15 protein-coding genes are annotated in these 14200 nt (G+C 71.9%); 8 read left to right on the top strand and 7 right to left on the bottom strand.

All coding sequences use genetic code 11. The features are described 5' to 3' along the window. Positions 1–1311: ABC transporter ATP-binding protein (locus RZ84_RS32565; RefSeq protein WP_241777969.1), on the top strand; the 1311-nt coding region annotated here is incomplete at its 5' end. A 227-nt stretch (positions 1312–1538) separates the two neighbouring features. Here the strand turns inward: RZ84_RS32565 and RZ84_RS32560 are convergent. Next, the gene (locus RZ84_RS32560; protein WP_043268050.1) at positions 1539–2330 is read right to left on the bottom strand and encodes a metal-dependent hydrolase; all 792 of its coding nucleotides are present in this window, start codon (positions 2328–2330) and stop codon (positions 1539–1541) included. Positions 2331–2805: 475 nt separating this feature from the next. On the opposite strand from RZ84_RS32560, the gene RZ84_RS32555 reads away from it, so the two are divergent. After that, positions 2806–5319, top strand: coding sequence for a DEAD/DEAH box helicase (locus RZ84_RS32555; protein WP_043271519.1), 2514 nt, complete (start codon positions 2806–2808; stop codon positions 5317–5319). Positions 5320–5368: 49 nt separating this feature from the next. Continuing rightward, complete coding sequence (locus tag RZ84_RS32550; RefSeq protein WP_043268049.1) at positions 5369–6241, top strand: acyl-CoA thioesterase; 873 nt, start codon at positions 5369–5371, stop codon at positions 6239–6241. On the opposite strand, the gene RZ84_RS32545 is transcribed toward RZ84_RS32550, so the two are convergent. Together RZ84_RS32545 and RZ84_RS32540 are read right to left on the bottom strand one after the other, a co-directional pair. Continuing rightward, complete coding sequence (locus RZ84_RS32545) at positions 6172–7071, bottom strand: DUF6397 family protein (protein ID WP_241777968.1); 900 nt, start codon at positions 7069–7071, stop codon at positions 6172–6174. The genes RZ84_RS32550 and RZ84_RS32545 overlap by 70 nt on opposite strands. Positions 7072–7149: 78 nt before the next feature. Further along, positions 7150–7557 (bottom strand): roadblock/LC7 domain-containing protein, encoded by a 408-nt coding sequence (locus RZ84_RS32540; protein ID WP_043268047.1) that lies wholly within the window; start codon positions 7555–7557, stop codon positions 7150–7152. Positions 7558–7722: 165 nt separating this feature from the next. On the opposite strand from RZ84_RS32540, the gene RZ84_RS32535 reads away from it, so the two are divergent. Next, positions 7723–8151 (top strand): PPOX class F420-dependent oxidoreductase, encoded by a 429-nt coding sequence (locus RZ84_RS32535; protein ID WP_043268046.1) that lies wholly within the window; start codon positions 7723–7725, stop codon positions 8149–8151. Positions 8152–8201: 50 nt separating this feature from the next. Here RZ84_RS32535 and RZ84_RS32530 read toward each other — a convergent pair whose 3' ends face one another. Beyond that, positions 8202–8816: a GTP-binding protein gene (locus RZ84_RS32530; RefSeq protein ID WP_052230319.1), complete on the bottom strand. Its 615-nt coding sequence runs from the start codon at positions 8814–8816 to the stop codon at positions 8202–8204. Positions 8817–9061: 245 nt separating this feature from the next. Here RZ84_RS32530 and RZ84_RS32525 point away from each other — a divergent pair, with 245 nt between their 5' ends. Beyond that, the gene (locus RZ84_RS32525; protein ID WP_052230318.1) at positions 9062–10552 is read left to right on the top strand and encodes a purine-cytosine permease family protein; all 1491 of its coding nucleotides are present in this window, start codon (positions 9062–9064) and stop codon (positions 10550–10552) included. Beyond that, on the top strand, positions 10549–11160 hold the full coding sequence (locus tag RZ84_RS32520; protein ID WP_043268045.1) for a class I SAM-dependent methyltransferase: 612 nt from the start codon (positions 10549–10551) through the stop codon (positions 11158–11160). The genes RZ84_RS32525 and RZ84_RS32520 overlap by 4 nt, the downstream gene beginning before the upstream one ends. A gap of 33 nt (positions 11161–11193) precedes the next feature. Here RZ84_RS32520 and RZ84_RS32515 read toward each other — a convergent pair whose 3' ends face one another. Beyond that, the gene (locus RZ84_RS32515) at positions 11194–12090 is read right to left on the bottom strand and encodes an oxygenase MpaB family protein (RefSeq protein WP_043268044.1); all 897 of its coding nucleotides are present in this window, start codon (positions 12088–12090) and stop codon (positions 11194–11196) included. A gap of 91 nt (positions 12091–12181) precedes the next feature. On the opposite strand from RZ84_RS32515, the gene RZ84_RS32510 reads away from it, so the two are divergent. Beyond that, positions 12182–12484 (top strand): hypothetical protein, encoded by a 303-nt coding sequence (locus RZ84_RS32510; protein ID WP_043268043.1) that lies wholly within the window; start codon positions 12182–12184, stop codon positions 12482–12484. A gap of 55 nt (positions 12485–12539) precedes the next feature. On the opposite strand, the gene RZ84_RS32505 is transcribed toward RZ84_RS32510, so the two are convergent. Further along, on the bottom strand, positions 12540–12878 hold the full coding sequence (locus tag RZ84_RS32505) for a hypothetical protein (protein ID WP_043268042.1): 339 nt from the start codon (positions 12876–12878) through the stop codon (positions 12540–12542). A gap of 89 nt (positions 12879–12967) precedes the next feature. Here RZ84_RS32505 and RZ84_RS32500 point away from each other — a divergent pair, with 89 nt between their 5' ends. Further along, the gene (locus RZ84_RS32500; RefSeq protein ID WP_198540091.1) at positions 12968–13765 is read left to right on the top strand and encodes a hypothetical protein; all 798 of its coding nucleotides are present in this window, start codon (positions 12968–12970) and stop codon (positions 13763–13765) included. A gap of 171 nt (positions 13766–13936) precedes the next feature. Here the strand turns inward: RZ84_RS32500 and RZ84_RS32495 are convergent, their stop codons facing one another. Then, entirely contained in the window at positions 13937–14119 is a 183-nt protein-coding gene (locus RZ84_RS32495) for a hypothetical protein (protein ID WP_043268040.1), read from the bottom strand. Between the last annotated feature and the right edge of the window lie 81 nt (positions 14120–14200).

The raw sequence follows: 14200 nt of genomic DNA, 5'->3' as shown, positions 1-14200 counted from the left end.
GCCGTACCGGAACTGTCCATCGCCGTCGTCTGGGCGGGCCTGCTGCTCGGCGGGCTCGCCCTCCCCCCCCCGCCGCTCGCGCTGTCCGTCGTCATCGCGCTGCCGCTACTGCTCATCGGCTGCCGCTGGTACTTCCGGCGCGCGCCCGGCGCCTACCGCTCCGAGGCCGCCGGTTACGCCGCGGTGTCCGCGGTCCTCACCGAGTCCGTCGACGCCGGCCGCACCATCGAGGCACACCGCATGGGCCACCTCCGGATCGCCCTCTCCGAGCGCCGGATCCGCGAGTGGACCCAGTGGGAGCACTACACCCTCTCCCTCCGCTCCGTCCTCTTCCCCGTCATCAACGTCAGCCACGTGCTGATCCTCGGCTCCGCGCTGTTGCTCGGCGGGGTCTTCGTCTTCCACGGCTGGATCACCCCCGGCCAGCTGACGACCGGCGCGCTCCTCGCGCAGATGCTGCGGGAGCCGGTCAGCCTGATCCTGCGCTGGTACGACGAGCTCCAGGTGGCCCAGGTGTCCATCGCCCGCCTCGTCGGCGTCCGCGAGATCGAACCGGAGGCGGCCGACGCGACGGTCCTCCCCGACGGCCGGGGCGTGCGCGCCGAGGACGTCAGCTTCGGCTACCGCGCGGGCGTCGACGTGCTGCACCAGGTCTCGCTGAGCGTCCGCCCGGGGAGCACGGTGGCGCTGGTCGGCCCGTCGGGCGCCGGCAAGTCCACCCTGGGACGGCTGCTGGCCGGCATCTACGGCCCGCGCACCGGCACGGTGTCCCTGGGCGGCGCCGAACTCTCCGCGATGCCCGCCGAACGCGTCCGGGAACATGTCGCCCTGGTCAATCAGGAGCACCATGTCTTCGTCGGCACGCTGCGCGACAACCTCCTGCTGGCCCGCACCGGCGCGGCCGACGCCGAACTCTGGGCGGCGCTGGGCGCGGTCGACGCGGACGGCTGGGCCGGCGCGCTCCCCAACGGCCTGGACACCGAGGTCGGTTCCGGCGGCCGGACCCTGACTCCGGCCCAGGCCCAGCACATCGCCCTGGCCCGCCTGGTCCTGGCCGACCCGCACACCCTGGTCCTGGACGAGGCGACCTCGCTGCTGGACCCGCGGGCCGCCCGCCACCTGGAACGCTCGCTGGGCAAGGTCCTGCGCGGTCGCACGGTCGTGGCCATCGCCCACCGCCTGCACACCGCCCATGACGCCGATGTCATCGCCGTCGTCGAGGACGGCCGCATCAGCGAACTGGGCAGCCACCAGGAACTGGTCACCGCCGGCGGGGCGTACGCAGCGCTGTGGAAGTCGTGGCACGGCTGAGGCACGCCGCCCGGCCCGCCGCACCGGACCGCACCGGGCCGGCCAACGAACCGGCGGGTGGGGAACCCGGGCGGAGGCGTACGGGCAAGGGGGGCACGGGCGTTGGGAGCACACGGGCGGCGGCGGTCTTCGGGCCCCGGTATACGGGGATACGGGGCGCGAGACCTACGGAGCCGGGGCGCCGCCCACCACCCCTCCCCTCCGGGAGCCCCTAGGCCACCCCTCGGTCAGACGTACCCGAGCGCGTCCAGCGCCCCGATGCCGCCCAGCAGCATGAAGCCCGGCATCAGCACCTTCAGCTCCACCCAGCTCCCGGCCCGGAAGCGCATCGGCCTGGGCGTACCCAGCGGATACCAGCGCTTCCGGCCCACCGGGATGGGCCACAGGATCGGGCAGCCCGAAACGGTCAGCGCATCGCCGATGTCGTGCACCAGCGCACCGAGCATGATCGGCAGCCCGAGCCACAGGTATTCCTGCCCCGGCTCCGCGAACAGCCAGTTCGCGCCGTTGCCCGGCTCGTCGAGGATCCCGGCCAGTATCCACGCCGTCGCGGCACCCAGCAGCCAGACCAGCACATCGCTGGAGACCCGCGCCGCCCGCCACAGCAGCCCTTCGATGGCGAGCACCATATGGACGAAGAGGATCCCGAGCACCGCCCAGCGCCCGCCCTCCGTCGCCAGCAGTGACATACCGCCACCGACCAGCACGGCCCAGAGCCAGGTGTGGGTGAGCGTCCGGTGCCCGCCCGAACGGTGCGCGTCCCCGCGCATCTTCGTCGCCTTGTACACCGCGTGCGACAGGGTGTCGACCACCTCGCAGAGCCCCCGCGACAGCGGCCCGAAGGCCCGCGAAATGGTGGCGGCCTTGTGGTCCAGATCCGGCGCGAGCGCCGCCCCGGCACAGATCAGGGCGCCGCTGGCCAGTACCGGCCAGGGCATCGGATACCCGGCCTCGTAAGCCGCCGCCCCCACCCCCAGCCAGGCCGCGGCCCCCGACAGCGAGTGCGCCGGTCCCATCATGGTCGTTCCCCACCTCTTGCTCTGCGCTTGTGACGTCTGCGCATGACGCGTTGCGTTTCCGCTACATATCTGACGCCCGGTCGACCACTCAGCGTAGCGTCAAATGATCTCGCCGCCGGGAACGGGGGCTCCGGAGAACCCGCCCGCCGGACGACACACCGGGCATCGCGACGGCGGCTGCGTTCCGCACCCGTTCGTGCACGCCATGTAAAGACCTTGCGTGGAAGTCTCCGCGGACCCACTGCACCGGCCGCACCGCCCCGCAGCGCCGGGCCGTCTCCCGCGCGGCGCCCGCCGCATGCCGTCCCCGCAGGTCAGGACCGCGAGGCCGATACCACGGTCCGGCGGCGGGGCCGACACGACGCGGCGCGGGCACCCGCGGAGCGGGTATCTCCACCGGCTGCTGATCGCCAGTTGATCTCCATCCGGAGCACCGGTTCCCGGATCCGGCCCGAAGGCAGGCAGTATGGGGGGCGTGACCCTCATCGATCATCTGCCGAACGACGCCGACCCCGATGCCCTCTTCGAAGCCTTTTCGGGCTGGGCCGAGCAGCAGGGCATCGCGCTCTACCCTGCCCAGGAGGAGGCGCTGATCGAAGTGGTCTCGGGGGCGAACGTCGTCCTGTCCACCCCCACCGGCTCCGGGAAGAGCCTGGTGGCGGCCGGCGCGCACTTCACCGCTCTCGCCCATGACCAGGTCACGTTCTACACCGCGCCCATCAAGGCGCTGGTCTCGGAGAAGTTCTTCGACCTCTGCAAGCTCTTCGGCACCGAGAACGTCGGCATGCTCACCGGTGACGCGTCGGTCAACGCGGATGCGCCGGTCATCTGCTGCACCGCCGAGGTGCTCGCCTCGATAGCGCTGCGCGACGGCAAGCACGCCGACATCGGCCAGGTCGTGATGGACGAGTTCCATTTCTACGCCGAGCCGGACCGCGGCTGGGCCTGGCAGATCCCGCTGCTGGAGCTGCCGCAGGCGCAGTTCATCCTGATGTCGGCGACGCTCGGCGACATGTCGCGGTTCGAGGAGGACCTGACCCGGCGCACCGGCAAGCCGACGTCGGTGGTGCGCTCCGCGACCCGGCCGGTACCGCTGTCGTACGAGTACCGCACGACGGCGCTGACCGAGACGCTGACCGAACTGCTGGAGACCCGCCAGTCGCCGGTCTACATCGTGCACTTCACCCAGGCCGCCGCCGTGGAGCGGGCGCAGGCGCTGATGAGCATCAACATGTGCACCCGCGCCGAGAAGGACGAGATCGCCAAGCTCATCGGGAACTTCCGGTTCACCACCAAGTTCGGGCGCAACCTGTCGCGGTACGTCCGGCACGGTATCGGCGTGCACCACGCCGGCATGCTGCCGAAGTACCGCCGGCTCGTCGAGAAGCTGGCGCAGGCAGGGCTGCTGAAGGTCATCTGCGGTACCGACACGCTGGGCGTCGGGGTCAACGTCCCCATCCGTACGGTGCTGTTCACCGCACTGACCAAGTACGACGGGACGCGGGTGCGGACGCTGCGGGCGCGGGAGTTCCACCAGATCGCCGGGCGCGCCGGGCGGGCCGGCTTCGACACCGCGGGCTTCGTGGTCGCCCAGGCCCCCGAGCACGTCATCGAGAACGAGAAGGCGCTGGCGAAGGCGGGCGACGATCCGAAGAAGCGCCGCAAGGTGGTCCGCAAGAAGGCGCCGGAGGGCTTCGTCAACTGGGGCGAGAACACCTTCGAGAAGCTCATCGCGTCCGATCCCGAGCCGCTGACCTCGCGCTTCCGGGTGACGCACGCGATGCTGCTGTCGGTGATCGCCCGGCCGGGCAACGCCTTCGAGGCGATGCGCCGGCTCCTGGAGGACAACCACGAGCCGCGCCGGAACCAGCTGCGGCACATCCGCCGCGCGATCGCGATCTACCGCTCCCTGGTGGACGGCGGGATCGTGGAGCGGCTCCCGGAGCCGGACGCGGAGGGCCGGATCGTCCGGCTCACCGTCGACCTCCAGCAGGACTTCGCGCTCAACCAGCCGCTGTCGACGTTCGCGCTGGCCGCGTTCGACCTGCTCGACCCCGAGTCGCCGTCGTACGCGCTGGACATGGTCTCGGTCGTGGAGTCGACGCTCGACGACCCCCGGCAGATCCTGGCCGCCCAGCAGAACAAGGCTCGGGGCGAAGCGGTCGCCCAGATGAAGGCCGACGGCGTCGAGTACGAGGAGCGCATGGAGCGCCTCATGGACGTCGAGTACCCCAAGCCGCTCGACGAACTGCTGTCGCACGCCTACGGCCTCTACCGCAGGAGCCACCCGTGGGTCGGCGACCATCCGCTGTCGCCGAAGTCGGTCATCCGCGACATGTACGAACGCGCCATGACCTTCACGGAGTTCACCTCCTTCTACGAGCTGGCGCGCACCGAGGGCATCGTCCTGCGCTACCTGGCGAGCGCCTTCAAGGCCCTGGACCACACCGTGCCGGACGATCTGAAGTCGGAGGACTTCCAGGACATCGTCGCCTGGCTGGGCGAGATGGTCCGGCAGGTCGACTCCAGTCTGCTGGACGAATGGGAGCAGCTCGCCAACCCGGAGGAGGAGACGGCGGACGAGGCGGCCGAACGCGCCGACCAGGTCCGGCCGGTCACCACCAACGCGCGGGCGTTCCGGGTCCTCGTCCGCAATGCGATGTTCCGGCGGGTGGAGCTGGCGGCGCTGGACAAGGTCGAGGAACTCGGCGAGATGGACGCCGACTCCGGGTGGGACGCGGACGCATGGGGCGAGGCCATGGACGCCTACTGGGACGAATACGACGAGCTGGGCACCGGCCCGGACGCGCGCGGCCCCAAGCTCCTGCGGATCGAGGAGGATGCCGAGCACGGTCTGTGGAAGGTGCGGCAGACTTTCGCCGACCCGAACGGCGATCACGACTGGGGCATCTCCGCCGAGGTGGACCTGGCCGCCTCCGACGAGGAGGGACGCGCGGTGGTGCGGGTCACCGATGTGGGGCAGTTGTGAGGCGACGGCTTCGCCCGAGGCCGCCGCAGGAGATGACGGAGGGCCACCGGTGACGACGAATCCGGCCGAGAAGCTGGTCGACCTGCTGGACCTCGAACAGATCGAGGTGAACATCTTCCGGGGCCGCAGCCCCCAGGAGAGCCTCCAGCGGGTCTTCGGCGGGCAGGTCGCCGGCCAGGCTCTGGTGGCTGCCGGGCGGACCACCGAAGGGGACCGCCCGGTCCACTCGCTGCACGCGTACTTCCTGCGCCCCGGCCAGCCCGGGGTGCCGATCGTGTACCAGGTCGAGCGGGTCCGCGACGGGCGGTCCTTCACCACCCGCCGGGTCGTCGCCGTCCAGCAGGGACGCACGATCTTCAACCTGACCGCCTCCTTCCACAAGCCGGAACCCGGCTTCGAACACCAACTGCCGATGCGCCGGGCCGTACCCGACCCGGACGACCTGCCGAACGTCGCGCAAGAGGTCCGCGAGCACCTGGGCGGTCTGCCCGAGGCGCTGGAACGGATGGCGCGCCGGCAGCCGTTCGACATCCGGTATGTCGACCGGCTGCGCTGGACGCCGGACGAGATCGAGGGCGCGGAGCCGCGCAGCGCCGTCTGGATGCGCGCGGTCGGACCGCTGGGTGACGATCCGCTGGTGCACACCTGCGCGCTGACCTACGCCAGCGACATGACCCTGCTGGACGCGGTCCGGATCCCGATCGAGCCCCTCTGGGGCCCGCGCGGCTTCGACATGGCCTCCCTCGACCACGCCATGTGGTTCCACCGTCCCTTCCGCGCGGACGAGTGGTTCCTCTACGACCAGGAGTCCCCCATCGCCACCGGCGGCCGGGGCCTGGCCCGCGGACGGATCTACGACCGCGAGGGCAGGCTTCTCGTCTCGGTCGTCCAGGAGGGGCTGTTCCGCAAGCTGGACGGCTGAACCGGGCGGCGGGTGGCGGCCGTTGCGGCGGGCGGTGTGCGCACCCGGCCGGGGTCCTCGCGGCGGGCCTCTTCGAGGGAGCGGGAGAGGTTGACGCGGTACCACATCACCTCGTCGAACTCCTCGGCCGTCAGGGCCCGTTCGAAGGCTTCGCGGGCCGCGGGGGTCGCCGTGATCATGGAGGCGAGGATCGGGCGCAGCCTGCGGAGCAGGGTGCGTTCCAGCGGGTCCTGGGCCACCGAGGCCAGTTCTTCCGGAGGGAGTACGGCGGCGATCACCGCCGCCGCGGCCCAGGGGTCGTCGGTCCGGCGCATGAGCTGGGCGACCCGGCGGCTGCGCCATTCCCGGGCCCGCCAGTCCTGCCCGTTGTCGAGCATCACCCGCATCGCGGCGGGGGTGCTGCCCTGCATCAGCTCCGGCTGGCGCTCCGCGAACTCCGCGATCTCCGTGGCGAGATAGAGCCAGACCACGGCGCCGAAGCGGTTGACGTAGAACCGGACGGGGCTCACGCAGCCGGCGCGGGTCAGCCGCAGGGCCCGGCCGGGGCCGATGCCCATCAGCGCGGCGGCCTCGTTCGTGGTGAGGGTGCGGAGGCGTTCGCGCAGCGCCTCCGGGAAGCCCGGCTCGGCCTTCAGCCGGGCGATCTCCTCCGCCGGGACCCGGCACCGGGCGGGCGGCCCGGCGCTTCCCGGCCGGTCCGCGGGTCCGGCCGGGACCGTCCGTACATGTCCCAGCTGGGTGGCGAGCTCGAACTCGCCGCTCCGCAGCTCCAGTTCCCGGGCCGCCCGTCCCATCGTGAGCGTCTGCTGCCCGTCGCACATCACTGTCATGTTGCTTCCCCCGCAACTCGGTCGATCACTGACAGTGACGACTGTGCCGCGGGCGGCGACAGCGGGTCAACGCCCGCCTCAAGCCTGTGGATAACTCTCCGGCTGCCGGGCCGCGACGCCCAGGTGCTCCCCGACGCGATTGACCAACAGCGTCATTTCGTAAGCGATCTGCCCCATGTCGGCGTCGGCCCCGGCCAGCACGCACAGGCAGCTGCCGTCCCCCGCCGCCGTCACGAACAACACCCCGTCATCGAACTCGATCATGGTCTGGCGTACCCGTCCGATGCGGAAGTGGAGTGCCGACCCCTTCGCCAGACTGTGCAGCCCCGAGGCGACCGCCGCGAGATGCTCGGCGTCCTCCCGCTCCAGCCCCTGGCTCACGCCGGTCACCAGCCCGTCGTTGGAGAGCACCAGCGCGTGCCGTACCTTCTCCACCCGTTTGGTCAGGTCGTCCAGCAGCCAGTCGAGTCCGCTGCTCAATGCCATGCCGCTTCCTCCCCGTATACCCGTCCGCACACGCGGCCGGACGGCAGTTCACGGTCCGTCCGCACACTGCCGTGCCAGCCTGTCCCACGTCCGCCGTCTCGGCAAGCGGCACTACGCCCGGCGCGCCAAGTACCGCGGGATCGGGCCGGCGGCCAGGATGGCGGCATGGTGCACAAGATGACCAAGGACGAGTGGCGGACGTTCCTTTCCGAGGGCACCCGCACCGGAAAGCTGTCGACCGTACGGGCCGACGGGAGCCCGCACATCGCCCCGGTGTCGTTCCTCATGGACGGGGACGAGCTGGTGTTCAACACCGGCAAGAAGTCGGTCAAGGGCCGCAATCTCGTCCGCGACGGCAGGGTGGCGCTGTGCGTCGACGACGAACGGCCGCCGTTCTCGTTCGTCGTCGTGCACGGGACGGCGGAAGTCAGCGAGGACCTGGCGGACCTACGGTACTGGGCGACCCGGATCGCGGCCCGCTACGTGGGCGAGGAGCGCGCGGAGGAGTTCGGCGCCCGCAACGGCGTGCCGGGCGAACTGGTGGTCCGGGTCAGGATCGACAAGGTGATCGCGATGGCCGATCTCACGAGCTGACGAGCGGGGGCGGCGCGGGGCATCCGGTGCCCGCGCCGCCCCGCCGTGGGTCAGCCCACCGAATCCAGCTGCCGGGCGGAGTGCAGCCGCCCGGCGTGCTCGACAAGGCGGACCAGCACCTCCTTGCCGGAGTCGCGGTCCCGGGCGTCACAGAGGATCACGGGGGTGCCGCGGTTCAGGTCCAGGGCGCGGGAGACCTCGTCGGCCCCGTAGGAACGGGCCTCCGCAAAGCAGTTGACGGCCACGAGGAACGGGATCGCGCGGCGCTCGAAGTAGTCGACGGCCGGGAAGCAGTCCTGCAGCCGGCGGGTGTCGGCCAGCACCACGGCCCCCAGGGCGCCCTCCGACAGGTCGTCCCACAGGAACCAGAAGCGGTCCTGCCCGGGAGTGCCGAAGAGGTACAGGGCGAGCCCGTCCCTGATGGTGATGCGGCCGAAGTCCATCGCCACGGTGGTGCTCGTCTTGCTGTCCACTCCCCCGGTGTCGTCCACGGATTCGCCCGCCTCACTGAGGCGTTCCTCCGTACGCAGCGGCCGGATCTCGCTGACCGAGCCGACCAGGGTGGTCTTGCCCGCCCCGAATCCGCCCGCGACCAAGACTTTCAGCGACAATGCGGGGTCAGGGTCCAGGGCTGCGCCCTCCGGGGCCCCTTGTGCGGCGTTCATCGGCCGTCTCCTTCAGGGTGCGGGTCCCGCGCATCGCGGGCGTGCGGATCCATGGCTCGGCAGGGGAGCCGACGGCGGCACGGAGCGCCGTCCGAAATCCATGGCGAGGACCGTACCGCCCGCTGATCGGGATGTCCTCGAATTCACGAAAGCTGCCAAAGGCTCTGGTCAAGACGGTCCCCGACCAAGCCGATTACCGCACACCCGTTCCCCTGCGGCCGGTGTCCATGGGGGAACATGAGCCCATGACCCAGCAGCAGTCGGAGCGGCGGCACGACTCGCCCGTCGCCGCGCACACCACGGCGGGCACCGTGGAGCGCAACGGGATCGACCCGGTTCCGGACGCCGAGCGGCACGGCACGCCCCGGTCCCTGTTCTGGCCGTGGGCCGCGTCCGGGCTGTCCCTGCTGGGCATCGCCTACGGGAGCTATCTCATGGGCCTCGGGCTCAATCCCTGGCAGGCGGTGGTCACCGGAGTCATCGGCTATGTGCTGTCGTTCGTCCTGGTCGGCGTGGTCTCGATCGCCGGTGCGCGTACGGGAGCGCCCACGATGGCCATCGGGCGGGCCTCCTTCGGGCGGCAGGGCAACAAGCTTCCCACCTTGTTCAGTTATGTCTCGAACGTCGGCTGGGAGACCGTACTCGTCGCGCTCTCCTCCCTGGGCGGCGCCGCCATCCTGGCGCGTGTCTCGCCCGAGGTCTTCGCCCGGCCCGGCGGGCGGACCCCGACCACCGGGGCCCAGGCCCTGTGCTTCGCGGTGACCGCCGTCTCCGTGGTCGTCGTCGGGATCTACGGACATGCGCTGATCATGAAGGTGCAGACCTATGTGACCGCCGCGATCACCACGACGACGGTGGTCTACGTGGTGCTGATGGCCGGCCGCGTCCACCCGTCCGCCCTCGTGCACGGCCCGCCGGCCGATCTCGGCACCGCCATCGGCGGCGTGGTCTTCGCGATGACGCTGCTGGGGCTGGGGTGGGTCAACTGCGGTGCGGACTACAGCCGTTATCTGCCCCGAAGGAGCAGCGGCCGGGCGATCGCCGGCTGGACGACGCTGGGCGGGGTGCTGGCCCCTGTGGTGCTACTGGTCTTCGGGGTACTGCTCAACGCCGGTGACCCGGGGCTCGCGCGGGCGGCAGCCGCCGACCCCGTGGGCGCGCTGGCCGCCGCGCTGCCGACCTGGTTCCTGGTGCCGTATCTGCTGACCGCCATCGGGGGCTTCGCCTCCGGGGCGATCATGGACATCTACAGCTCGGGCATGTCGCTGCTGGCCCTGGGCATCCCCGTCCGCCGGCATCTCGCGGTGCTGGTGGACGGTGTGCTGATGGCCGCGGGTGGCTGGTATGTGCTGTTCGTCTCGCCCGGTTTCTTCGCCACGTTCCAGGCTTTCCTGTCCATCATCGGGGTGGCGATGGCCGCGTGGACGGCGGTGTTCCTGGTCGAGCAGCGGCGCCGGCGCCGGACCGGCTTCGATCTGGCCGCCGTGCCCGCCGTGGGATGGCCGGCGGTGCTCTCACTGGCCGTCGCCACCGCCGTCGGACTCGGCCTGATCACGTCGGCGGATCCCCATATCGCCCGGGTGGTGGGCTATTTGCTCACCGACGGCGCCGCACACGGCACCCTGGGTGCCATGAACCTCGGCGTGGTGGTCGCCCTGCTCGTCGCGGGCGTCCTGTACGCCGCCACCGCCCCTTTGGCCAACCGTCGTCCCGCAGCCCCCGAAGGAGCCCGATGACCGACCACCACGCCGACCGGCCGCACGAGGTCCGCGCGTTCTTCGCGCCGCGCGCCGCCGGCTGGGACGCCAAGTTCCCCGATGACGGCCCCGCCTACGCGGCCGGCGTCGCCGAACTGTCCCTCCGGAAAGGCGATCGCGTCCTGGACGCCGGCTGCGGCACCGGACGCGCGCTGCCGGCCCTCCGAGAGGCCGTGGGAGCGCGCGGAACGGTGCTGGGCGCGGACCTCACCCCGGAGATGCTGCGCGCCGCCGTACGGGCCGGACGCGCCGCCCACGGGGCCCTGCTGCTCGGCGACGTGACCCGGCTTCCGCTCCGCGGCGCCACCCTGGACGCCGTGTTCGCCGCCGGGCTGATCTCCCATCTGCCCGACTGCGCGGGCGGGCTGTCCGAACTGGCCAGGGTCGTCCGCCCCGGTGGCCGGCTGGCCCTCTTCCACCCCGTCGGGCGGGCGGCCCTCGCAGCGCGCAAGGGCCGCCCCCTCACGCCCGGCGACCTGCGGGCGGAGCCGAACCTGCGGCCCCTCCTGGCCGACAGCGGCTGGGACCTGGTCCGGTACGTGGACGAGGACTCCCGCTACCTGGCACTGGCGGTCCGCCAGGGGTGAGACACCCCTCACTCCCTGGCGGACCCCCGTGCCTCACGGTGCCGCCGGGTCCTCCTCATGGGGAACGGGGCAGCCGCCCACCCGGCGGGAGGCGGGGAACGTCCCCAGTTCGGCCACCCGGAAGCCGTTCGGATAGCCCTTGATCTCCGGGTTCTGGCGGGCGTAGTGCGGGGTGCGGCGAGGCGGCAGCAGCCGCACGGCCCGGGCACGCAGCTTGAGGGCGCCCCGTACCGCCTTCCGGACCTCCGGCCTGGGTCGGTCGTAGCGGAAGGCGTCCAGCAGCGCGTCGTCCAGGAGGGCCATGCTCGCACCGCGCACCACCGGTGCGAGCGGTCCGTACCAGCCCGCCATCAGGTCCAGGGTGGCGTCCGACACCCGGCGGGCACCGGGGTCCCAGCCGAAGTGCGCCGCCTCGTAGGCATCGAGGCAGCGCTCGAAGTCCTGGTGGCTCTGCGGGATTTCGGTGATGCCCAGATGGCGCCCGAGGGTACGGTAGTACGCCGCTATGGCCCGCTTCTCGTGTTCGCTCAGCCGCCGCCAGCCATACCGGTCGATCCAGCGGATCGGCACCACCACGAAGGTGCACAGCACATAGCGCATGTCGTCGTTGCTGATGTCGTAACTGCGGTGCATCTGGTTGATGCGGCGGAGCGCGGTGCGGCCCTCCTCGCCGTCGAAACCGTGCTCCAGGACGGCGTCCAGGAGGAGAGCGGTGTCGTCGTAGCGTTTCTGCGTTCGGTCCGTCAGCTCCGCGGTCCGGGCGAGCAGCCGGCCGATGCTCGGCACCGCGTAGGTGCGGTAGAGCGCCAGCTCCAGGGCCCGGGTGAGGTCCCAGGGGAATTCGTGGGTGGCGGTGATCCGGTAGATCCGTACGAAGTCCTGCTCCGGATCGAGCCGCCGGATCTCCTTGAGCCAGTCGTAGCGCCGCACCTGCTGTCCGTCCCTTCGTCAGCCGAAGTTCCAACACTAGGCGCTGCGGGCACACTTCAACGACGATACGGGCGCCGGATCGGGAGTCGGAATGACCGGATTCATACGCGACATCGTCGGGGTGTTCCACAGCGGCAGACGGCCGGGAGCGGGGCGCGGGAACCCTCTCGCGGGCCGCCCGCACAATCTCTTCGAGGCGGCGGCCTGCTACGTGGCGGCAGCCGCCGAGGAGGACGAGGAGCGCGGCGCACAGGCGGCGGCGTGGGTGTCGCCCGAGGCGCTCGCCTTCGGGGTCAACGAGCTGGCCTGCCGACCGGTGATCGCACTGGCCCGGGAGCGCGCGCAGTCCCCCCGGCAGGTCGCCTGCGAACTGCTCGGACTGCCGGTGTCCTGACGGGACATGCCGGCGCCGCCCCCTCGCGTGCGCCCGACGGCACCGCGGCGGTCGATCAGCGTGGGTCCGCGACGGCCAGCGCCTCTTTGACGGGCATTCCGGTGCGGGCCGCGAGCGCCAGCCGGTCCCGGACCTCACGCGGGGTGCGCGGACGGTAGCCGGGGCCCGTACCGCAGCAGCCGCCGTGGAAGGTCAACCCGGCGCGCAGCACCGTCTCCAGCGCCCGCCAGCCCGCGGTGTCCCGCCGCTTGGGGACGGCCAGATCGGCCCCCGCGTCGATCAGCTCCCGGCGGCACCGCGGGCAGCGGTCCGCTTCGCGCGCGCCCGCCGTCTTCTTGTACGCGGCGCGGCACTCCAGGCACACGAAGTGCACCCGGCTGCTGTAGAAACACATCGTTGCAGCGTACGGCTGGTGACAAGGCCGGACCAAGCCAATTAGGGTGCGCCGACGTAGTGCGGATCGGAATGGATGGGGAGGCCCGCGTGCCGACGACCGAGAGCGCCGACAGCGACCAGTCGGGCGACGAGTTGTTCGTGCTGACGGCGGTGCTGCTGACGCCCGCGCAGTTCCCGAGCGTGCTCGGCGACGACTACCCGGAAGTGTGCGCGGGCCTCGGTCTCGAACCGTACGCGGAGGGCTACGGGCTGGTCCTCGGCCAGGACGGCGCCGGTGCGCGCTGGACGGTGGCCACGGAGGACGTGACGCTGGTGGCCTGCGCGATCGCGGCCTGGGACTGCGGTATGGAGTACGACCTGTCGCCCACTGAGGACAGCCTGGTCGCGGCGCTGCCCGGCTGGCCGCTGCCGCTCGCCGTGGCGGCACCCGGGGTGCCGCAGCCGCACGACCCGGAGCCGCAGGAAGGCGGCCCGGCACCGCTCACGCCGCCGGACGCCGCGGAATGGGGCCCGGCCCAGCGGCGGCTGGGCGCGGACGAGATCGCGCTCCAGTGGGCGGCGTGGCGCGAGCAGGTCGACGACGAGGACGTCACCTTCGCCGAGCCGGGCGAGCAGTCGCACAAGGGCGTGCGGCGGGTCCTGGAAGAGGCCCGCGGCTATCTCTCCGAGCCGCCGCCGCCCGGCCGGGTGCGGTCGTCGTTCGCGGCGGGCGAGGCCCGTACGCTGCGGGTCGACGGGCCGGGCTGGAGCATGGTCGCCCGCACCGACGACATCGCGTTCGTGCTGCTGGACGACGAGCCCGGCGAGGTGCACCCGGTCGGCCGGGGGCCCGAACTGCCGGGCCTGCTCGCGTCGTTGGACAGGCTGGCGGCGCGTCCCGTCTGACGCTCGTCGCGGGGCGCCGAGAACCGCCGCGCCGGGCCGTGGTCGGCGCGGCGCGGCGTGCGATGCACCGGTTTCCGATCGCCCGGCTGCCGCGGCGGCGCGGGCCGGCACCGCACGGCCGCGGGCCCGCCGCAGCGGCCGGGACCCGGCGTACGGCAGGGCCCCGTGAGGTCAGCGGCCGATCTGCTTGCGGCTGACGTGGCGCAGGCGGCGCCGCTGGGAGGGATCGAGCGTGAGATACGCGATGGCCGGGACACCGACCATGACCAAAACGGCCGCCCAGAAGGGCAGCAGCGACAGCAGGATCGCTCCCACCACGACGCCGCCGATCGCGACCTTCGCCTGTGTGGACATCCTTCACGCCCCTTCCGCGGTGCATGCCGCGCTCTGTGTATTCCATTGAACGCCCTTTTCGCGCCGAGGGTTCCATGACGT

It is taken from the genome of Streptomyces sp. CT34 (assembly GCF_000805335.1).
Lineage (GTDB): Bacteria > Actinomycetota > Actinomycetes > Streptomycetales > Streptomycetaceae > Streptomyces.
The sequence above is the reverse complement of the archived record's forward strand: the minus strand, read 5'-3'. Positions and strand labels throughout refer to the sequence as shown.

Excerpts from the sequence above, each read along its gene's own strand:
- RZ84_RS32560 (WP_043268050.1), bottom strand. The coding sequence starts at position 2,330 with ATGATGGGACCGGCGCACTCGCTGTCGGGGGCCGCGGCCTGGCTGGGG.
- RZ84_RS32505 (WP_043268042.1), bottom strand. The coding sequence starts at position 12,878 with ATGTGTTTCTACAGCAGCCGGGTGCACTTCGTGTGCCTGGAGTGCCGC.
- RZ84_RS32545 (WP_241777968.1), bottom strand. The coding sequence starts at position 7,071 with ATGACAGTGATGTGCGACGGGCAGCAGACGCTCACGATGGGACGGGCG.
- RZ84_RS32495 (WP_043268040.1), bottom strand. The coding sequence starts at position 14,119 with ATGTCCACACAGGCGAAGGTCGCGATCGGCGGCGTCGTGGTGGGAGCG.
- RZ84_RS32530 (WP_052230319.1), bottom strand. The coding sequence starts at position 8,816 with ATGAACGCCGCACAAGGGGCCCCGGAGGGCGCAGCCCTGGACCCTGAC.
- RZ84_RS32535 (WP_043268046.1), top strand. The coding sequence starts at position 7,723 with ATGGTGCACAAGATGACCAAGGACGAGTGGCGGACGTTCCTTTCCGAG.
- RZ84_RS32520 (WP_043268045.1), top strand. The coding sequence starts at position 10,549 with ATGACCGACCACCACGCCGACCGGCCGCACGAGGTCCGCGCGTTCTTC.
- RZ84_RS32510 (WP_043268043.1), top strand. The coding sequence starts at position 12,182 with ATGACCGGATTCATACGCGACATCGTCGGGGTGTTCCACAGCGGCAGA.
- RZ84_RS32525 (WP_052230318.1), top strand. The coding sequence starts at position 9,062 with ATGACCCAGCAGCAGTCGGAGCGGCGGCACGACTCGCCCGTCGCCGCG.
- RZ84_RS32540 (WP_043268047.1), bottom strand. The coding sequence starts at position 7,557 with ATGGCATTGAGCAGCGGACTCGACTGGCTGCTGGACGACCTGACCAAA.